This is a genomic window from Aciduricibacillus chroicocephali (genome assembly GCF_030762805.1).
GTDB classification, from domain to species: domain Bacteria; phylum Bacillota; class Bacilli; order Bacillales; family Amphibacillaceae; genus Aciduricibacillus; species Aciduricibacillus chroicocephali.
Map to the genome: position 1 here is coordinate 967,280 of NZ_CP129113.1, position 18,254 is coordinate 985,533.

At 41.1% G+C, this 18,254-nt stretch carries 16 protein-coding genes; 10 read left to right on the forward strand and 6 right to left on the reverse strand.

All coding sequences use genetic code 11. The features are described from left to right. Positions 1 to 147 precede the first annotated feature (147 nt). The 5 genes from QR721_RS05080 to QR721_RS05100 all read left to right on the forward strand — a co-directional run bounded on the left by QR721_RS05080 (position 148) and on the right by QR721_RS05100 (position 8,592). Positions 148 to 1,338, forward strand: coding sequence for an exonuclease SbcCD subunit D (locus QR721_RS05080; protein WP_348029371.1), 1,191 nt, complete (start codon positions 148 to 150; stop codon positions 1,336 to 1,338). Further along, the gene (locus QR721_RS05085; RefSeq protein ID WP_348029372.1) at positions 1,335 to 4,427 is read left to right on the forward strand and encodes an AAA family ATPase; all 3,093 of its coding nucleotides are present in this window, start codon (positions 1,335 to 1,337) and stop codon (positions 4,425 to 4,427) included. Before QR721_RS05080 ends, QR721_RS05085 begins: the two co-directional genes overlap by 4 nt. 244 nt (positions 4,428 to 4,671) lie before the next feature. After that, positions 4,672 to 5,526, forward strand: coding sequence for an iron uptake system protein EfeO (efeO, locus tag QR721_RS05090; protein WP_348029373.1), 855 nt, complete (start codon positions 4,672 to 4,674; stop codon positions 5,524 to 5,526). 2 nt (positions 5,527 to 5,528) lie between these two features. Beyond that, a complete protein-coding gene (gene efeB / locus QR721_RS05095; RefSeq protein ID WP_348029374.1) occupies positions 5,529 to 6,824 on the forward strand; it encodes an iron uptake transporter deferrochelatase/peroxidase subunit in 1,296 nt (431 codons plus the stop codon). 22 nt (positions 6,825 to 6,846) lie between these two features. Then, positions 6,847 to 8,592, forward strand: a complete 1,746-nt coding sequence (locus QR721_RS05100; RefSeq protein ID WP_348029375.1) for an FTR1 family iron permease — start codon at positions 6,847 to 6,849, stop codon at positions 8,590 to 8,592. A gap of 27 nt (positions 8,593 to 8,619) precedes the next feature. On the opposite strand, the gene QR721_RS05105 is transcribed toward QR721_RS05100, so the two are convergent. Further along, entirely contained in the window at positions 8,620 to 9,291 is a 672-nt protein-coding gene (locus tag QR721_RS05105) for a flagellar brake protein (RefSeq protein ID WP_348029376.1), read from the reverse strand. A gap of 260 nt (positions 9,292 to 9,551) precedes the next feature. On the opposite strand from QR721_RS05105, the gene QR721_RS05110 reads away from it, so the two are divergent. After that, positions 9,552 to 9,974 (forward strand): hypothetical protein, encoded by a 423-nt coding sequence (locus tag QR721_RS05110; protein WP_348029377.1) that lies wholly within the window; start codon positions 9,552 to 9,554, stop codon positions 9,972 to 9,974. Between the two features lie 293 nt (positions 9,975 to 10,267). On the opposite strand, the gene QR721_RS05115 is transcribed toward QR721_RS05110, so the two are convergent. Then, positions 10,268 to 10,366, reverse strand: a complete 99-nt coding sequence (locus QR721_RS05115) for a YjcZ family sporulation protein (RefSeq protein ID WP_348029378.1) — start codon at positions 10,364 to 10,366, stop codon at positions 10,268 to 10,270. Positions 10,367 to 10,564: 198 nt separating this feature from the next. Between QR721_RS05115 and QR721_RS05120 the strand changes: the two genes are divergently transcribed. Next, positions 10,565 to 10,843 (forward strand): hypothetical protein, encoded by a 279-nt coding sequence (locus QR721_RS05120; protein ID WP_348029379.1) that lies wholly within the window; start codon positions 10,565 to 10,567, stop codon positions 10,841 to 10,843. A 51-nt stretch (positions 10,844 to 10,894) separates the two neighbouring features. Here QR721_RS05120 and QR721_RS05125 read toward each other — a convergent pair whose 3' ends face one another. Continuing rightward, positions 10,895 to 11,671 (reverse strand): DUF2268 domain-containing putative Zn-dependent protease, encoded by a 777-nt coding sequence (locus QR721_RS05125; protein WP_348029380.1) that lies wholly within the window; start codon positions 11,669 to 11,671, stop codon positions 10,895 to 10,897. Between the two features lie 159 nt (positions 11,672 to 11,830). Here QR721_RS05125 and QR721_RS05130 point away from each other — a divergent pair, with 159 nt between their 5' ends. Beyond that, complete coding sequence (locus tag QR721_RS05130; protein WP_348029381.1) at positions 11,831 to 12,148, forward strand: YppG family protein; 318 nt, start codon at positions 11,831 to 11,833, stop codon at positions 12,146 to 12,148. A 45-nt stretch (positions 12,149 to 12,193) separates the two neighbouring features. On the opposite strand, the gene QR721_RS05135 is transcribed toward QR721_RS05130, so the two are convergent. Next, positions 12,194 to 12,604, reverse strand: coding sequence for an Hsp20/alpha crystallin family protein (locus QR721_RS05135; RefSeq protein ID WP_348029382.1), 411 nt, complete (start codon positions 12,602 to 12,604; stop codon positions 12,194 to 12,196). Between the two features lie 123 nt (positions 12,605 to 12,727). Between QR721_RS05135 and QR721_RS05140 the strand changes: the two genes are divergently transcribed. Further along, on the forward strand, positions 12,728 to 13,516 hold the full coding sequence (locus QR721_RS05140) for an HAD family hydrolase (protein WP_348029383.1): 789 nt from the start codon (positions 12,728 to 12,730) through the stop codon (positions 13,514 to 13,516). Between the two features lie 34 nt (positions 13,517 to 13,550). On the opposite strand, the gene serA is transcribed toward QR721_RS05140, so the two are convergent. Continuing rightward, positions 13,551 to 15,140, reverse strand: coding sequence for a phosphoglycerate dehydrogenase (serA, locus tag QR721_RS05145; RefSeq protein WP_348029384.1), 1,590 nt, complete (start codon positions 15,138 to 15,140; stop codon positions 13,551 to 13,553). Positions 15,141 to 15,159: 19 nt separating this feature from the next. Continuing rightward, positions 15,160 to 16,305 carry a pyridoxal-phosphate-dependent aminotransferase family protein gene (locus tag QR721_RS05150; RefSeq protein ID WP_348029385.1) on the reverse strand — a complete coding sequence of 382 codons (1,146 nt, stop codon included), beginning with the start codon at positions 16,303 to 16,305 and terminating at the stop codon, positions 15,160 to 15,162. A gap of 298 nt (positions 16,306 to 16,603) precedes the next feature. On the opposite strand from QR721_RS05150, the gene ggt reads away from it, so the two are divergent. Continuing rightward, the gene (ggt, locus tag QR721_RS05155; RefSeq protein ID WP_348029386.1) at positions 16,604 to 18,247 is read left to right on the forward strand and encodes a gamma-glutamyltransferase; all 1,644 of its coding nucleotides are present in this window, start codon (positions 16,604 to 16,606) and stop codon (positions 18,245 to 18,247) included. Positions 18,248 to 18,254 lie beyond the last annotated feature (7 nt).

The window sequence follows — 18,254 nt, forward strand, 5'->3', positions numbered from 1 at the left end:
ATCAGAATAGTACGAACGCTTGCTCCGATTTTGTGTATCTGCTATGATAGATTCATCCTCAGCAATTTCCTCCTTAGATCTATTATAATTCTTTCAAACACTTCATCTAAATTTCCTTGCTATTAATAAAAAAGAGAGGTAATACAAATGAAATTTTTTCATACAGCAGATTGGCATCTTGGCAAACTTGTTCAGGGTCTTTATATGACAGAAGACCAACGTTACATATTGGATCGTTTCGTAGAGGATGCTGCAAATGAACGTCCTGATGCAATTATTATTGCTGGTGACCTCTATGACAGGGCAGTGCCTCCGACAGAGGCTGTGCAACTTCTGAATGAAGTGCTCGACAAAATTGTATTGGATTTGAAAATACCTGTTATTGCCGTTGCAGGAAATCATGACAGTCCAAGCAGGCTCCATTTTGGCAGTACAATCATGGAGCAGAATGGTTTCCATATCGTCGGTCAGTTCCAAAAAGAGAGAGAGCCAGTAGTGATGAAGGACGAATTCGGTGAAGTTCATTTTCATCTTGTTCCTTATTGTGATCCTAGTGTTGTCAGAGCTGCCTTTGAAGATGAAGAAATTCGTACTCATGATGATGCAATGAAAAAGATCTGTGAGACGATTTATTCTTCCATGTCAGATAAAGCGCGCAATGTTTTCGTAGGGCATGCTTTTGTAACGCCACATGGAGAGCCGGAAGAAAATACTAGTGATTCAGAACGTCCCCTTTCTGTAGGCGGAGCTGAGCATGTAAGTGCTCACCATTTTGTTGATTTCAACTATACGGCTCTCGGCCACCTGCACCAAGCACATCATGTATTAAATGAAACAATTCGATATGCAGGCTCAATACTTAAATACTCAGCATCCGAAGCTACACATAAAAAAGGCTATTACGTTGTTGAAATTGATGGTGATGGAAACACAGAAGTCGAAAAGAGATTGCTTGAAGCGCGCCGTGATCTGCGTATTGTTGAAGCTAAAATGGATGATCTGCTGAAACAACCAATTTGTGATGACTACGTTTTTGTCAGACTGCTTGATGAAATGCCAATTCTTTCACCAATGGAAAGGATTCGCTCTGTCTATCCAAATTGTTTGCATGTTGAAAGAGTCAATTTAAGCACTTCGGCAAATGGTGACAAAACGGTCTCAGCTAAGAAAAGAAGCGAAATGTCCGATATGGAGAGATTCGAAGCTTTTTATAAGGAAGTGCAAGGAAATGAACCTTCAGACAGAACTGTGGATCTATTTAAAGAGATTCTCGATGAGTGGCTTCATGAAGAAAGAGAAACGGTTATGGTACGCAAGGCGGGGGCTGAATCGAAATGAGACCATTAACATTGAAACTGACGGCATTCGGGCCGTATAAAAATACAGAAATAATTGATTTTCGAGAGCTTGGGGATAACAGACTTTATGTTATCTCAGGTAATACAGGAGCGGGCAAAACAACTATATTTGATGGAATTTGTTTTGCTCTTTTTGGAAGTGCAAGCGGTTCTGATAGAGGGGAAAGCCGCCTGATGCGAAGCGACTTTGCCGATGATGAGGTTCATACTTCAGCAGAGCTCCTTTTTGAACTTGGAGGCAGGACTTATCGGATTCTGCGCCAGCCTGGCCACGTCAAGCTGGGGAACAAAACAAAAACGGGTGAGCGGTATGAATTCTTTGAGATCAGAGATGAAAAAGAAATCCCTGCAGTTGACAGGCAAATAGTTTCGGAGATCGATAAAAAAGTTGAAGATATCATTGGACTGACAGAAAAACAGTTCAAACAGATTGTCATGCTGCCGCAAGGAGAATTTCGCAAGCTGCTCACGTCCGATGCAGAGAATAAGCAGAGTATTTTACGGCAATTATTCAAGACTTCCAAATACAATCATCTCAATGAAATTATCAAAGAAAAAAGGCAGCGTACAGACAAGGCATTTGATCAGGTGAAGCGGGATCAGGAACATTTTATTCATTCCATTTCCACTTCGTTGCCACAAAGAGAAGATTCAACTTTGACAGCTGCTCTCGCTGCAGAATATAAACATATGGAGCATATTAGCGCAGGTATTGGCCAGGAAATAGAGTACTATAAAGATCGGATCGAAACAGAGAAGCTTGAGTATGAAAAAGTTTATACAGAACATGAAATGAAACAGCAGCTTTTTTATGAAGCTGAACAGGTTAATAAATTATTCGATGAAATGGCGAGCAAACAAAATGAAGTCACCGAACTTGAAGCCCGATCAACTCAATATAAAGAACTTGAAGAGAGGCTTGTACAAGCTGGAAAAGCGGCAGAAATAGAGTGGCAGGAACAGCAAAGGAATCAGCTACAGCAAGATCTTGATTATAAGAGAACTTTTGCCAATCAAGTACATGATCGTTTCCTGAAGGCGCAAGAAGGGCTGGAAGTTGCTGAAAAACGTTTAACAGATGAGATAGCCAAAGAAGATGAACGTCAGCAGTGCCAAAAAGAATTAATTAATTTGCAAAATCTGCTGCCAATATTTGAACAGTTGAATGCTGCAGCCCACGAACGGGATCTGGCACATAAAAAACAAGAAGCGACTTCACTTAATTTGCAGAAAGAAAGAGAAGCACTTATATCAAAAAATGAACAGCTTCTTCAAGCTGACAAATACATTAAGGAACTCGAACAAGCAGTCGATCAGCTTCCTGAAAAGATTGCAATGCGCAACGACCTGCGTGAAATATGTAAACTGCTCTCTGATTACTTGACGTTGCAACAAAAGTATGAAGAAAGTTTGAAGTTGGTACAGAGGGAAGAAATTGAGTATAAAGAGTTCTATAAAAGCTATAAAAAAGTTGAAAATGAATGGCTTAATGGTCAAGCTTCCTTGCTTGCAGAACATTTACATGAGGGGGAATCTTGCCCGGTATGCGGCAGTATTGAACATCCTCAAAAAGCAGTCTCAACGGAAACAGCAATCAGCCGTGACGTACTTAATAGAGAAAAACTTTTGTTAGAGCAGAAAGAAAATGCTTTTCGTTCTGCAGAAGCGACTTTAAACAACACGAACTCTGAGAAGAAACGGTTGGGTGTTTTACTCGAACAAAGAGGTATTGACTGCACAAAAGCAAGGGATACGTATAACGAGACTGTAACAGAAGGAAAGCAGCTTTCCTTAGAAATTACAAAACTTGAAAAACAAAGAACGAAACTTTTAGAAGAGAGAAAGAAACATGAACATACGGTACTAGAAAGCCGAAAACATACAGAACAGTGTGCTCATTTGGAAAGCGAGTTTTACAAGTTTAAATCAGTTTATGAATCTTCTCTCCGTGTATATGAAGATAAGTTGACACGAATTCCTGAAAACCTCCGCGATCATGGCAAGCTGGAACAGGAGCTTTCTAAAGTTGAGCAGAAGTATTCCCATATGAAGCAAACCTACGAAAAAGCAATGCAAGATTCTGAAAAAGCTAAATCCGAGCTTGCAGGCCAGGTAGTTGAAAAAAGGAATGCTCTCGCTAATAAAGAGGAAGCTGAAAAAAGATTTAAACAAGCTGAATTACAATTTGCGGTTTCTCTTGAGCAAAAAGGATTCGATTCTGAAGAGAGTTATAAAAAGGCTAAAATGAATTCGGTTGATAGAGAACAAGGTCAAGCCCGACTGGAATCATTCAACCAGCATTTGCACTCTCTTCAAATGAGAATAAGTGAGCTCTCTGGCAAATTGAAAGGCAAACAAAGGACTCCTTTAGATATGATGAGGGAAGAAATCCAGGAATTAAAGAACGCATATGAAGGGGCACTTCAACACCTCAATCATTCTAAACAATATTTGCAGACAGCAATACTGCTGCAACAGCAGCTTGCAGATACGGGTGACGCAATTGATAAAATTGAACGAGAACGTGCGATCATCACTGACCTCTATGAGACACTACGTGGACAGAATCCAAGGAAGATTTCATTTGAACGCTATTTGCAAATAGAATATTTGGAGCAAATCATAGAAGCCGCAAATGAACGTCTGCATGAACTATCAAATGGCCAGTTCCGTCTCGTTCATAGTAATCGTCAGGAAGCTCGCGGTAAGGCAAGTGGACTGGGACTAGATGTTTATGATTCTTATACTGGCCAAACTCGGGATGTAAAGACTTTGTCTGGTGGAGAGAAATTTAATGCTTCTCTATGTCTAGCACTTGGTATGTCCGATGTCATACAGAGTTTTCAAGGGAATGTTTCCATTGAGACGATGTTCATCGATGAAGGTTTCGGATCTCTTGATGAAGAATCTCTTCATAAAGCGATAGACGCTCTTATTGGACTTCAAAAAACAGGCCGCATGATTGGGGTCATTTCCCATGTACATGAACTAAAAGCAATGTTTCCGGCAACATTGGAAGTTAAGAAAACGAAGGAAGGCTGTTCAAGAACAAAATTTGTAATCAAGTAAGAAGTAAAAATCGTTAGGGATTAGTCGAGAAGCATATTGCTTCTCGACTTTTTATTTGGAAACTCTGGAAACATAGTATTTTCAACTTTTATAAGACTGTAGAAAAATGGATTGAACAACTTCTGTGATTTAGAAGAATGCCGTTTTTTTCTGGAAAATTCAAAAATAGATTGTAATCTAGCTGAGATTCCCTTTATAATTGAGAACGATAATCATTGAAAATGACTCGGAAGGTGGCCTTCTTATGAATAAAAATATCAAGATCCTATCTATTTTAACTTTGACTGGGACGTTACTTTTTGGATGTACTCAGGAAAACGAAAAAAATAACCAATCGAAAGAAAAAGAAGAAGCACAATCTGGCATGTCAGCAAAAGAACAAAAGCGTATTGTGACAGAATACCGCGAGTATGCAATCAACGAACTCGACCAATTTGTTGAAAAAACGACAGCTTTCACAGATGCTGTAAAAGCAGGAGACGTTGAAAAGGCGAAGAAACTATATGCTCCGGCAAGAATGCATTATGAACGCTCTGAACCGATAGCTGAATCATTCGCTGATCTTGATCCGAAGATTGATGCAAGAGAAGGGGATGTCCCGAAAGAAGATTGGACTGGATATCATAGGATTGAGAAAGGGCTATGGGTTGATAATTCTGCTGATGGTGTAAAGGATTATGCAGATCAGCTGAAGAAAGACGTTCACGTACTGAGAAGTAAAGTTGAAACAGTAGACATTACCGCGGATGTTCTAGTTACAGGTGCTGTCGATTTGCTTAACGAAGTGTCTACATCGAAGATTACCGGTGAAGAAGATCGTTATTCTCATACGGACTTGTATGATTTCGTGGCAAACGTTGACGGAGCAAAAGAAATATTTAAGCTTTTCAAGCCGACTGTTGAGAAGAAGGATGAGAAGCTCGCAAAAACGATTGATAAGCGATTCGATAATTTATATGGACTTTTGGAAAAGCATAAAGACGGAGATGGCTATGTTTCTTACACAAAACTTAAAAAGGATGAAGTTCAGGAACTAAGCCGTGCTGTGAACGAATTGGCAGAACCACTTTCCCAAATTGGCATTGCATTGGAGGGATAAAGATGAAAAGCAATGAAACCGGTCAAGATCAAAACATTGAACCTGAAAAGACGTATTCCAGAAGGACGATATTAAAATCAGCAGGAATCGGCAGTCTTGGTGTTATTATCGGTGCGAGTGGGTTAGGCGGTGTAATCTCTGCGAGAGAATCCGCTTCCAATTCTGCCAAAGCAAATAAAAACACCATTCCTTTCTATGGAAAACATCAGGCAGGCATCGCTACAACAAAACCGGCATTGCTTTATTTCGCTTCATTCGATGTTAAGACAGAAAGCCGTGCAGAGCTTATTGAAATGCTTAAAGATTGGACGAAAGCAGCAGCTGCGATGGCATCAGGAGAAATGATCGGAGGAACGCAGAATAGCGTTTATTTGCCACCTGAAGATACAGGTGAGGCAGCAGCACTTGATACAGCTAATCTGACACTGACATTTGGCGTGGGACCGACTCTCTTTAAAAAGAATGGTAAAAACCGTTTTGGCATTGCACATAAACTTCCTCAAGAACTCAAAAAGTTGCCGGCCTTTTCACTCGATGCGCTCGATAAAGATTGGTGTGATGGAGATTTATGCGTTCAAGTATGCAGCGACGATGCACAGGTGAATTTCCATGCGATCCGGAATCTTGTCCGAATCGCTAGGGGTAAAGCGATACTCAAATGGAGCCAGGAAGGATTCCAGGGTAAAAACAATCCACATACTAAAAATGAAACGCCAAGAAATTTGTTCGGGTTCAAAGATGAAACAGTCAATCTTTCACCTGAGAAAAAAATGGACTTTGATAAACACGTCTGGGTACAATCAGGAGATGGTCCTAATTGGCTTACAGGCGGAAGCTACCTTGTTGTAAGAAGAATCCAAATGCATATTGAAGTATGGGATAGAACTGCCTTGGGTGAGCAAGAGAAAACGTTTGGACGGCATCGAATAACTGGGGCGCCGCTAGGTAAGGAAAAAGAATTTTCCGATCTTGGGTTGGACCGGAAGGATGAAGCGGGCAACTTTGTAATCCCAGTTAATGCTCATGCCCGCCAGGCTCATGGGAAGGGTGATCAACCGTTATATCGGCGCTCTTTCTCTTATTCATCTGGCATGGCAGCAAATACAGGTACTTTGGACGCAGGATTGTTCTTTATGTGTTTCCAGCGTTTTCCTAGCAAGCAATTCATCCCAGTTCAAAAAAGGCTTGGACAATCTGATAAATTGAATGAGTATATTACACACCGAGGCAGTGCGATTTTTGCCTGTTTGCCAGGCATCAGAAAGGGTGGCTGGATTGGTGAGACACTATTCAGCTAAGAGCCGGCAAGGGGGTAAGAAAATGAAAAAGATATTGATCTTATTATGCATTGTTTTCACTTTCATGAGTGTATCGAATGTTGCGGCCGAGCAGGGAGCTGCAAATGCTGACGACGGTTACGCAGCTATTGGTGAAGCAATTATGCATGCGAAACAAAAAGATTGGAGCGGCATTGAGGATTCAGCTGCACAATTCTCTGTATTTGCTGAACAGATTAAACCAACAGATAAGTACGAGAAAGAAGTCACATCCATTAAAGAAAAAGCAAATATGCTTGAAGAGCAAGTGGAGAAACGAAACGACTGGTCTAAAATCCAAAACACGCTGCAGGAAGCTTCACATGCCGTTCGAGCCTATGATGAAGCGTTGCATCCTGTAGATAAAAATAAAGAACGGGCTAAACTCGGTGTTCTTCTTCCTATTACAGATCGACTGGATAAGGCTCTTGATGAAAATGATTTGAATCGTGCAAAAGCAGCTTATGATCAATTGAATAAAACTTGGACGGCAAATGAAGCGATTGTTCGTACCGACAGTGTTGCTTCTTATGGAGCAATTGAAACGAATTTATCTATGATGCGCATTGGTTTCGAGCAGAAACCAGTGAACATGGCTCAAATCAAAACAGGTAATGATGGTTTTATCGAAGCTGTAAAAGGCTTTATGGAAGGAAAAAAAGAGGAGAAATCCAAGGAGAAGTCTTCTCTTAATGATGTAGTAAAGTTACTTGAACAATCTCAAACTTCCATAAAAGATGAAAAAGCTGTAAATGCTGTCAAACCGCTGCAGGAAATTATTCGAATTTGGCCTACAGTAGAAGGAGAAGTTCGGATTAAAGACCCATCATTATATAATGATGTTGAAAATAAAATCCCAGCAGCAATCGGCAAATTACAATCGGAAAAACCTGATTATAATAAAGCATCTGTCATAATCAGCGACCTGCATGACCGTCTGAAAATCCTTTCTTCAAATACATCTTATAATTTCGTTGATGCAATGCTTATTTTGCTCCGTGAGGGGATAGAAGCAATACTAATCGTTGCCGGACTTATAGCATTTTTGAAGCGAGCGAATAATGGTGAAGGAAAGAGATGGATTTGGGGAGGAGCAGGGGCTGGGATTATTGCAAGTCTTGCCCTTGCAGTTGTGATGGTTATCTTCTTCGCAAATGCTGGTGGGGCCCAAAATCGAGAGACACTTGAAGGGACAATCGGCCTTGCTGCAGTCATCATGATGCTCTCCATTGGTGCCTGGCTCCACAAGCGTTCAAATATCTTGAACTGGAATGCTTATTTTGAAAGAAATATGGGCAAAGCGATTGCAACAGGAAGTTTGCTTTCGATGGCAAGTTTGAGTTTTCTCGCTATTTTTAGAGAGGGAGCTGAGACAGTTATCTTTTACATCGGCATGGCTCCGGCAATTGAATTAAAAGAGCTGTTAATCGGAATCGGGACTGCCCTCGTCATCCTAGCTTTACTGGCTCTTGTAATCATCCGATTTAGCTCGCGAATACCGCTTCGACCATTTTTCGCTATTGCTGCCTGGCTTATTTATATTTTGGCCTTTAAAATGGTTGGTGCAAGTGTTCATGCATTGCAGGTTGCGGGTATTTTTTCAGTACATGTCGCTGATTATGTACCATTTATCAATTGGCTTGGTATCTATCCGACACTGGAGACGATTTTGCCTCAATTGTTGCTGATCGGGTTGATTTTATTTACAAGCATTCATTTGAAACGAGCAGCAAACGCAGCAAAAACATAAAATATAAAAATGACCGTATGTGTCTCATCACATGCGGTCATTTTTAAGTTTATTGCGCAATTCAACTTGTTTGAACATGCAGAATTTAATGATGTCAGCTCGTTCAGGTTCTTTCATTTTTAAGAATTCAAGGGCAATGCGGAAAACATCATGTTCCGTTTTGACAATGCTTATAACTTTTGCATCAAAACGCACATCAGACTGGAAATTCGGTGTCTTTAATTGTAAAATGCCGGATACTTTATCACCTGTCTCGGTAATTTTCTTCGGGTGCAGGAATGCGACACCACCGCCACTTATATTATGAGTGAATAGTTCAATTGTATTACTGGAAGTTTTCTGGTCGGGCAGTTCCAGTGTCATAGGTACTCCAATTTTGACCCGGAAAAAACGTCTACGTTGAGCTTTTTCAATTTGTTCGGGATCTGGTTTTTCGAGATAGGCTATTCCGTCAGGCAGTATATAAATATTTGTTTTGAATGTAAATAGACCTTCTTCTTCAATATCAAAAAAGAAGACAACTACAGGGACGCCACGTAAAATATTCATATACATATTTTTTTTATCTTGTGGTCGCTGGATATAAAGCTCGCCATTTTTTTCGCCAGCAAATTGTGTGTAGAATATCTTTTTATCCTCTGTCTGAATTTCGAAGGACTGACCTTGCCAAAATGGAGTCGGCATAACTTTTTTAGACATATTCGGCACCTACTTTTTTATCTTGAACTTTCAATTGGTATTAAGAACTCTTAAAAGCATATGAATAACAAGGAAGTAATTATACAGAAATATAGATGTTTAGACTCATATTATAACAGAATATAGTAAAAAGGCTATATAATTATCTGAGTATAAGGTAGGTAATTTGAGTGTAGGCCCATGTGTGTAAAAAAGCGCTTACATCGTTATCTGATTGAGTTATAATATAGCTGGAACTTTGTTTTGGGAGGGGGATTAACTTGGGGAAATATAAGGATAAGAAAGATCGTGCACGTGCAATTAATGATCTTGAAGAAACGGGGAGACTTCTAGTTGTAGGAGCGGATAGGAACCGTAAAATTGACGATGAAGACAAACTCCAACAATTCATTAATAGTGCAAAAGGTGCTAAGGCATTTACTGTCCAAGTCATGGAGGACGAGCATTATGGTAAAGACAATGGTGAACTGGCTGCAGTAAAAAGAATGTATGTGCGAAATCTAGACGAGTGTCAGGCACTTGGAGAGAAAATTCTTATGTTACATAAAGAAATTAAAAAACATGCTGGCATTAATGGAATCTTCTATCCGTTTTTTCCAGCAAGCATGTCGCAGCTTGCTATTACTTCCAGTGATTTACTAATCGTTTTGGCAGTCTGCTTAGTGTTGTTCTTCCTTCTATAATTTGCCTGAACGGGCTTCACTGTATTCCCATAGGATATGTTAAATATACTTCTCGCAAAGGTGGGGACATTTGATGTTTGAAGAGTTCTTTGCGTCGAGATGGGCATTGATAGGGAGTATTGTGGGTACTGGAGCATCAATCCTTCTTCTTGTATCTTCGGTTATAGCTTTAGTAATTGCATATCGAAATTATATGTCACAGGTGCAGTGATTACCTAATAAGGTATTTACTGCATTTTCTTTTTTATAGGTGAAAAGATAGAAGTCGGCGAAAATTAATTCGCCGACTTTTTTTAATATATATAAGCTGCTCCAACGATGATCAAAAGGATGAACAATACAACAAGCAGAGCGAAACCTCCGCCGTATCCTCCCTTAACTACTTCACTCATGAATACAACACCTCCTCGTTGTTTGATAACAATATATGCATATCATCCTAACTTGCGATGGTCGCCAGCCCAAGAATGAAAAACAGGACATTACCATTTTTAGAATGAACAATTGTCTTTATCCGGGCTGTTATGCTATACGTATCGCCTGCCTACTCATAAGATGTCTTAGTGTCACTGAAGGATGGGGGTGAACAGATGAGTGCTCAATATTATCAATTGTGCAACCGACATAAAGGAAAACCGGTTGTAATTAGAGAGAAAGGCGGTAAAGTTCATAGAGGAATTATTGAACGTGTAGACCGCAACTACGTTTATTTGCGTCCGGTGAACGCTGGAAGAGGTATTGGCGGCTTTGGAAGCGGCTATTACTATGGTCCGGGTTATGGTTACGGGTACGGCTACGGTTACGGATGGGGCCGTGTTGCCCTTGGAGCGATTGCCGGCTTTGCGTTGGCTACGGCACTTTTCTGGTAGAGATTAAAAAGGAGTTGGCTCACACAATGCCAGCTCCTTTTCGTATTTTTGTTAATGGACATTATCCAAAATCTCATTAGAAGAGATATCAAATAGATCAGCACTCTCAACTTTATGCTTCTCCATGTATTTCTTAACGAGCACATAGCCGCAACAGTAACCTGCCATTTCAGGAAGCTTGCCATGACCGTGTAGTAGTCGATGATGCTTTTCTTCTGTTTTGGGAATTTGCAAATTCGGTCGAATGAAATTTTTCCAAATCCGATTGATCTCTTTATTATTGTACAGACTTGTCCAATAAGCTGTGCGTTTTTCACCATAAAGCTCCCGGACTGCGTTCTCGGCAAGACCTTCCATCACAATGGAGTCTAGAAGAGTAAATATATTTTCCTTTTTATCTAGGCTGTTGAGACGAATAACGTGATGATATTCGTGGGCCAGTAATGTCTGTAAGTCTTTCTTTTTAGCTTGGGGAGTAATAAATAGCAGTAATTTGTCCTTGAATGCAATGCCAGATCGGCCTTTTAATTTATCACGCAGAACTGTGTTATCTTCATCTGCGGGTAAAATAAAAATTGGCAAGTCGTGACCGTTCCATTTTTCTTTCAGTTTATTTGCCTCATTACTAATTAAACGCCAAGTATTACTATTCTCAAATTTGACTATGGCAGATACAGCTTTTTCCGGGTCTCTGTACATCCCATGCCTGACAAGGTGGTCGCAGATCGCTTCTGCCGAATGTCCCTTGAAGTAAGGTTCGAGAAATTGGCAAACAGCGAGTGGTGCGGGGTCTTTATCAATCCATTTTTCTGTTCGAATCATTTTCATCTTGGTTGCCTCACTCTCCAGTATTTGCTAATCAGCTACAAGCCTAAACGTCTTCTAAGAACTGGAATATGCTATTAGCAAATGCATCTTCATGGAGGGTTGTGAATGTTTCCTGAGAGAAGAATGAATCAGAGGCCTTCTGGAACTGGACGACGACAAATGAATCGAGGAAACAGCCGTATGCAGCCGCAAAAAACACCATTCCAATCAAGAAGACCAATTCAGCCTATGACACCGGCTCCACGCAGAAATGGTATATTGCCGCGTCTGGGGAATCAAAGAGGACGAGAAGAAAGATTCTCAAGACCTGGAAATCAGAGAGTACAGGAAGAAAATGTGGAGAAGAAATCATCTATTATTGAGCAATTAAAGAAAGAGGATGGCCAATGGGATTTGGATAAACTGATGGCTGTTTCGAATCAATTACAAAAGATGTATGGACAGGTGAGCCCGCTTATCTCGAGGTTTATCAAATAGAAAGGGGCCCCTATGCCATGAATATGGCTGGGTGCCCCAATTTTTTTATTCCATTTCAAATTGATCTTTGCCGATCTTTTTCTTTGGAATCAATACTTTAAGCAAACCGTCCTTATGGGAAGCGCGTACATCTTTTTCGGAAATAAGAAAAGGGAGAGTAATTACTTTCTTCAATTTATTGTCATCAGAGGTACTTGTATTGTTCTTCAAAGCAGTAATATGCAACTGGTTGCCAATAACTTGCATTCGAATCTGTTCTCGGCTATATCCTGCAAGTTGAGCAGTGATTTCATAACCTCTTTCAGTTTCTTTTACTGTTGCTGGTATTTCATGCGCATTGACGACAGTTTTAAACCGGTTGCGCGATTGGTGGAAAAACGAATCAATTTGTTTCATTACATTGTGAAGCGGCTGAAAATCCATTCTCCCACGTTCTCTTCTATTCTCATTAGACAATGAGACCACCTCGTTTTCAATTTTTGTTTTCAGCATATGCAATGCAATCTGAATTGTTGTGTGAAGAGTCTATTGGATACTTTATGGTAGAATGATGGAAAGACGAGTACGGGAGGGGACGGAATGAGGCCCAAGGCGATTTTTTTTGATTTGGATGATACACTTCTTTGGGATAAGCAAAGCATTGCCAAAGCATTCGAGGAAACATGCAAGCTGGCAGAAACAAAGTATGGCATCCCGAAAAAAAAGTTGGAAATAGAGACTAGAAGAGCGGCGAGTGAGCTCTATGCCTCTTATGAAACATATCCTCATACCAAAAATATTGGCATCAATCCATTTGAGGGGATGTGGGGGGACTTCGATGACGCTGGGGATGCGTTCCAATTAATGAAAAAGCTTATGCCGCATTATCGAAAAGCAGCTTGGTATGAGGGGTTAAAAGCTTGTGGCATTCACGATATGGAATTTGCTGAAACACTCTCGGAAGCTTTTCCGGAAGCGAGGAAAAAACACCCTTATTTGTATGAGGAAACACTTGATGTGCTAGAAAAGCTGCAAGGTGAATATGAACTTGTTCTGCTTACGAATGGATCACCGAGCCTGCAGCAGAAAAAACTCGAATTAACACCTGAACTAAGGCCGTTTTTCAAAGCAATTATCATATCAGGAGATATAGGCAAAGGAAAACCTGACCGAAAAATGTTTGAAAAAGCACTCCAAGAAGTTGATCTTAAGCCAAATGAGGTTTGGATGGTGGGAGATAATATGCTTACAGATATTATCGGAGCTAATGAAATGGGCATTTATGCAGTATGGATCAACCATGAGTGTAAACCTACTGATGGTGCAAAGCCTGATGCCACAATTTCCCGACTTGGAGAACTGTTGGATCTGTTAAAAGGATTGGAATAAAAAAGCTTGGGAGCACAAATGCTCCCAAGCTTTTTTAGTTGAAATCAATTGGATACACTTTTTCTATATTCGGTAAAGCACGCAACTTTTCCAATGCTTCATCGTCTGGATGCTTGTCAACCGATAGCAGCATAATCGCTTCGCCGCCTTGACCGCGGCGGTCAACTTGCATTGTAGCAATATTGATATCGTGGTCACCGAGCAGACTGCCCATGCGTCCAATTGCCCCTGGTTTATCATGATGGCGGATAAATAGAATATGACCTTCGGGCGCAAGATCGGCATTGTATCCGTCAATTTTGACAATACGGGGGCCAATACCTTCTAGGACAGTACCGGAAATGGAATGTACACCATCGTTCGAAACAACTTCAACAGCAAGCAAATTTGATTTTTCCCTTGAATGTGTTGATTTTGTTTCTTGAATCGCAATATCTCTTTGTCCTGCGAGGAATAGTGCATTTACATCATTTACTTCTTCATCAATGAAGTTTTGCAGCAGTCCCTTTGCCGCATGGCGTGTAAGGGGAGACAAATCTCCTTCAGCAATCTTCCCAAAAGCGGTCAGGCGGATTTCTCGGATTCCCTCCGCTGCCAGTTGGCTAAGCCATTCTCCAAGTTTCTCCGCAAGTTCAAAGTAAGGAGATAATCGATGCATCGTTTCCTTATCCATTGCTGGTAAATTGACAGGATGCAAAACAACATCACCATTGAAGAATTTGATGACATCGTGACTAATGTCTGTAGCAACATTCTCTTGAGCTTCAACAGTGCTGCCACCGAGGTGTGGTGTCGTAATAACTTGCGGCAGTTCGAGCAAAGGACTATCGAATGGCGGTTCATTCTCGAACACATCGAGTGCGGCTCCTGCGACTTTTCCTGATTTGATTGCTTCTAACAAAGCACATTCTTCAATAATTCCGCCACGTGCACAATTAAGAATGCGGACACCATCTTTCATCTTGGCAAAGGCATCCTTGTTCAGCATATGTCTTGTCTGCTTGATGAGTGGCGTGTGTACAGTAATAAAATCTGCATTTCTCAATATATCATCGACAGAACCGCACTTAATACCAAGTTTGTCAGCCTTCTCTTTCGTCATGAAAGGATCATATGCAATGATTTCCATTCGCTGACCTTTTGCTCTGTGTGCAACTTCAGCACCTATTTTACCAAAACCGATAATGCCAAGAGTTTTACCTTTTATTTCGATTCCCATATACTTTTTGCGTTCCCATTCTCTTTTTTGAAGAGAACTGTATGCTTGTGGGATATTGCGTGCAAGGGACATGAGCATCGCCATAGTATGTTCTGCTGCTGAATTCGTATTACCTCCAGGTGCATTGACTACAAGGATGCCATTTTCCGTAGCTGCATCAAGGTCTATATTATCGACTCCAACACCGGCACGGCCAATGATTTTTAAGTTCTTCGCCTTCTCTAACAATGAGCGTGTTACTTCTGTTTGGCTACGGACGAGTAAGGCGTCCGCATCTTTTATTTTCTCTGCTAATTCATCATCTGAAAGGTTTGTACTGATTTCCACTTCCATTTTGTTGTCTGACAAGAGAGGTTGAAGTCCGTCTTCGTTTAAAGAATCTGTTACGAGAATTTTATAGTTCAAGTAAATCCCTCCCTCAATATTAAGCATTTAAGAAGATTTCTTGTGCAGCTTTTGTTCCAGCGCCAAGTTCAATATTCGCGCCTGCTTTTTTGAATGCGACTTCCAAGGCTGCGATATACTCAAACACATCAGCCGGGGAACAGTAACCCATATGGCCAATTCGGAAAATTTTCCCTTTGAGATGCTTTGGTCCGCCTGCTACATAAATCTTGAAGTCTTGTATGAGAATTTTGCGGACCTTTTCGGCGTCGACTTGTTCGGGTTTTACAGCTGTGACAGTAGGGGAGGCATATTTATTCTCTGTAAGGAGAGGAATGCCAAGTGCCTCTATCGCAGACCTTGTCATATTGCTCATAAGACGGTGTCTTTTGAATACGTTCTCGAGTCCTTCTTCCATCATCATATTTAATGCTTCATCCAATCCGAATAGAAGGGAAACAGGAGGAGTGAATGGTGTTGAATTATTTTCGATTTTCTCAGCATATTTGTTCAAATCGAAATAGAAGCGGGAGTGATCATTTTTCTTGAAAGCTTCTCTTGCTCGTTCGGATGCAGCGACAAAAGCAAGACCAGGTGGTAGCATGAAAGCCTTTTGTGAACCGGTTACGTAGATGTCAACGCCCCAATCATCCATATTCGCTTCGACTCCCGCAATGCATGACACACCATCTACTGCAACAAGTGCATCAGACTCTGAGCGTACAGTATCTGTCAGCTCCTTAATCGGGTTCAAAACACTTGTGGACGTTTCACAATATGTCATAAAGACAGCTTTTACACTTGGATGTTCCCGTAAAAACGCTTTCAATTTTTCGGGAGTACAAGCTGTTCCCCAATTCATTTCCAAACGATATGTTGTAAGACCATGAGCATCACAAATATCAGCAAAACGTTCTCCAAATGCCCCAGTTACAACGACGATGACTTCATCCCCGGATTTACACAGATTCACTGCTGCTGTTTCCATTGCTCCAGTACCACTTGAAGAAAGAATCATGACATCTTTTTTTGTGCCAAATATCTTTGCCAGTTTTGGTTTAAGACGGGCATGCAGCTCACCCATTTGTGGATTTCGATGTCCGATCATTGGCTGTCCCAATGCATGTTCCACCCGTGGAGGGATTGGTGTAGGACCCGGGATGCGCAAAATTTGTTTATCTAGCATAATGGCAAAACTCCCTTCAGATCATTAAATGCAGCATATCTTGCTGCACAGGATTTATTTGGCATTGCCCAAATGCTATCAATGATCTTCTAAGTATTATTAATCAGTCTTGTCTATAAGGATATGTTTGTTATTCCTGCTAATTACCTGTTTTTGTTAGCGATAAACCTTCAGAATATGAAAGAGATTGGGATGTATTACTGGAGTATGAGCGTTTTGTGAAAAAAATCTTTGGGAATTGAGTTTAATAATGACTAAATATTCAATTTCATTCTGAAGCAATAGGAGGGGGTTAATTATGAAGCGCGGGACAGAATACGGCTACTTGAGAACCGGAAGACCGGTTGCTAAAGGGATGCATGGAGCAATAGCCTCACCGCATTATCTAGCAACACAAGCAGGAAAAAATATTCTCATGGATGGCGGACATGCCGTTGAAGCAGCGATTGCCTGCAATGTAACATTATGTGTAGTTTATCCACATATGGCCGGACTTGGAGGTGATTTGTTCGCTCTCGTCTGGGATAAGAATGAACAGGAAGTGAAAGCAATCGATGGCAGTGGCCGCTCTGGAGTATATGTTACAAAGCAAGCATATGCAGATCGGGGATTGGATGAAATCCCGTCGAGAGGACCCCTAGCGGCCAATACTGTCCCTGGTACAGTCGATGCTTGGTGGAAGCTGCATCAGCGATACGGACGGCTTAAATGGGAGCAGTTGTTTGCAACAGCAATAAACTATGCAAAAAAAGGGTTTCCTGTAAGCGGGAAATTCAGCAGATATATTGAATCAAAACAAGAAGTCCTAGAGGAAAATGCAAACTGTGCCAAAGTGTTTCTGAAAGATAGCGTGCCTCTGCAAGACAGTGATGTACTCGTACAGCCGGATCTTGCATGGTCTCTTGAACAGATTGCTAAAAATGGCCGGGACGCTTTTTATGAGGGTGAAATTGCGGACAAGATTGTTGCATCGATGGAGAAACACGGCGGTCTGCTAACGAAGGAAGACCTTGAAAAACATTCATCCACCTGGGAAGAACCAATCTCCACAACGTATCGCGGCTATGAAGTGTATGAAGTTAAGCCAAACACTCAAGGAATTGCGGCGCTTATGATGCTGAATATGATTGAACAATATGATTTAACAGAGATCGGAGATGGCACACCCGATTACTTCCATCTGATGGCTGAAGCAGCAAAATTAAATTACCACTACAGAGATAAGTGGATAGCTTCGCCGTTATATAAAGATATTCCGTACAATGAATTACTATCCAAGGATTTTTCTAAAAAAATTGCTTCCCATTATTCCTGGGAAGAAGCGTTTGACACAGATAATCTTGAGAAGCTCCCGACAATTGCAACGAACAAAGACACGACGTTCACATGTGTGACAGATGAAGCAGGCAACTCAATTTCTCTAATTCAAAGTATATATCATGAGTTCGGTTCAGCCTTCATGCCGGATGGCTGCGGATTCCTGTTGGAAAATCGCGGTGCTTCATTTAGTTTGGACGATGAGCATCCGAATACTTTACGGCCTGATACGCGTCCTTTCCATACACTTATTCCTGGAATGGTCATGAAAAATGAAAAACCTTATATGTTGCTTGGCACGATGGGAGGAGAAGGCCAGCCGCAAACACAGTGTGCAATGATTACACGCGTTATTGATTTTGGTTACAACATTCAACAGGCGATTGAAGCACCACGCTGGCTATATGGAAGAATGTGGGGAAGTGAAAGTCGTACGCTTAAACTTGAAAACCGGATATCTGATCCAATTATCGCCATGCTTGGTCAAAGAGGTCATGATATTGATAGAGTAAGTGACTATTCACAGACGATGGGGCATGCTCAGGGCATTGTTATCAACCAGGAGACAGGGGTTTACAGCGCTGGAGCAGACCCGCGCGGTGATGGTTTGGCGCTTAGCTGGTAGTGTCTTT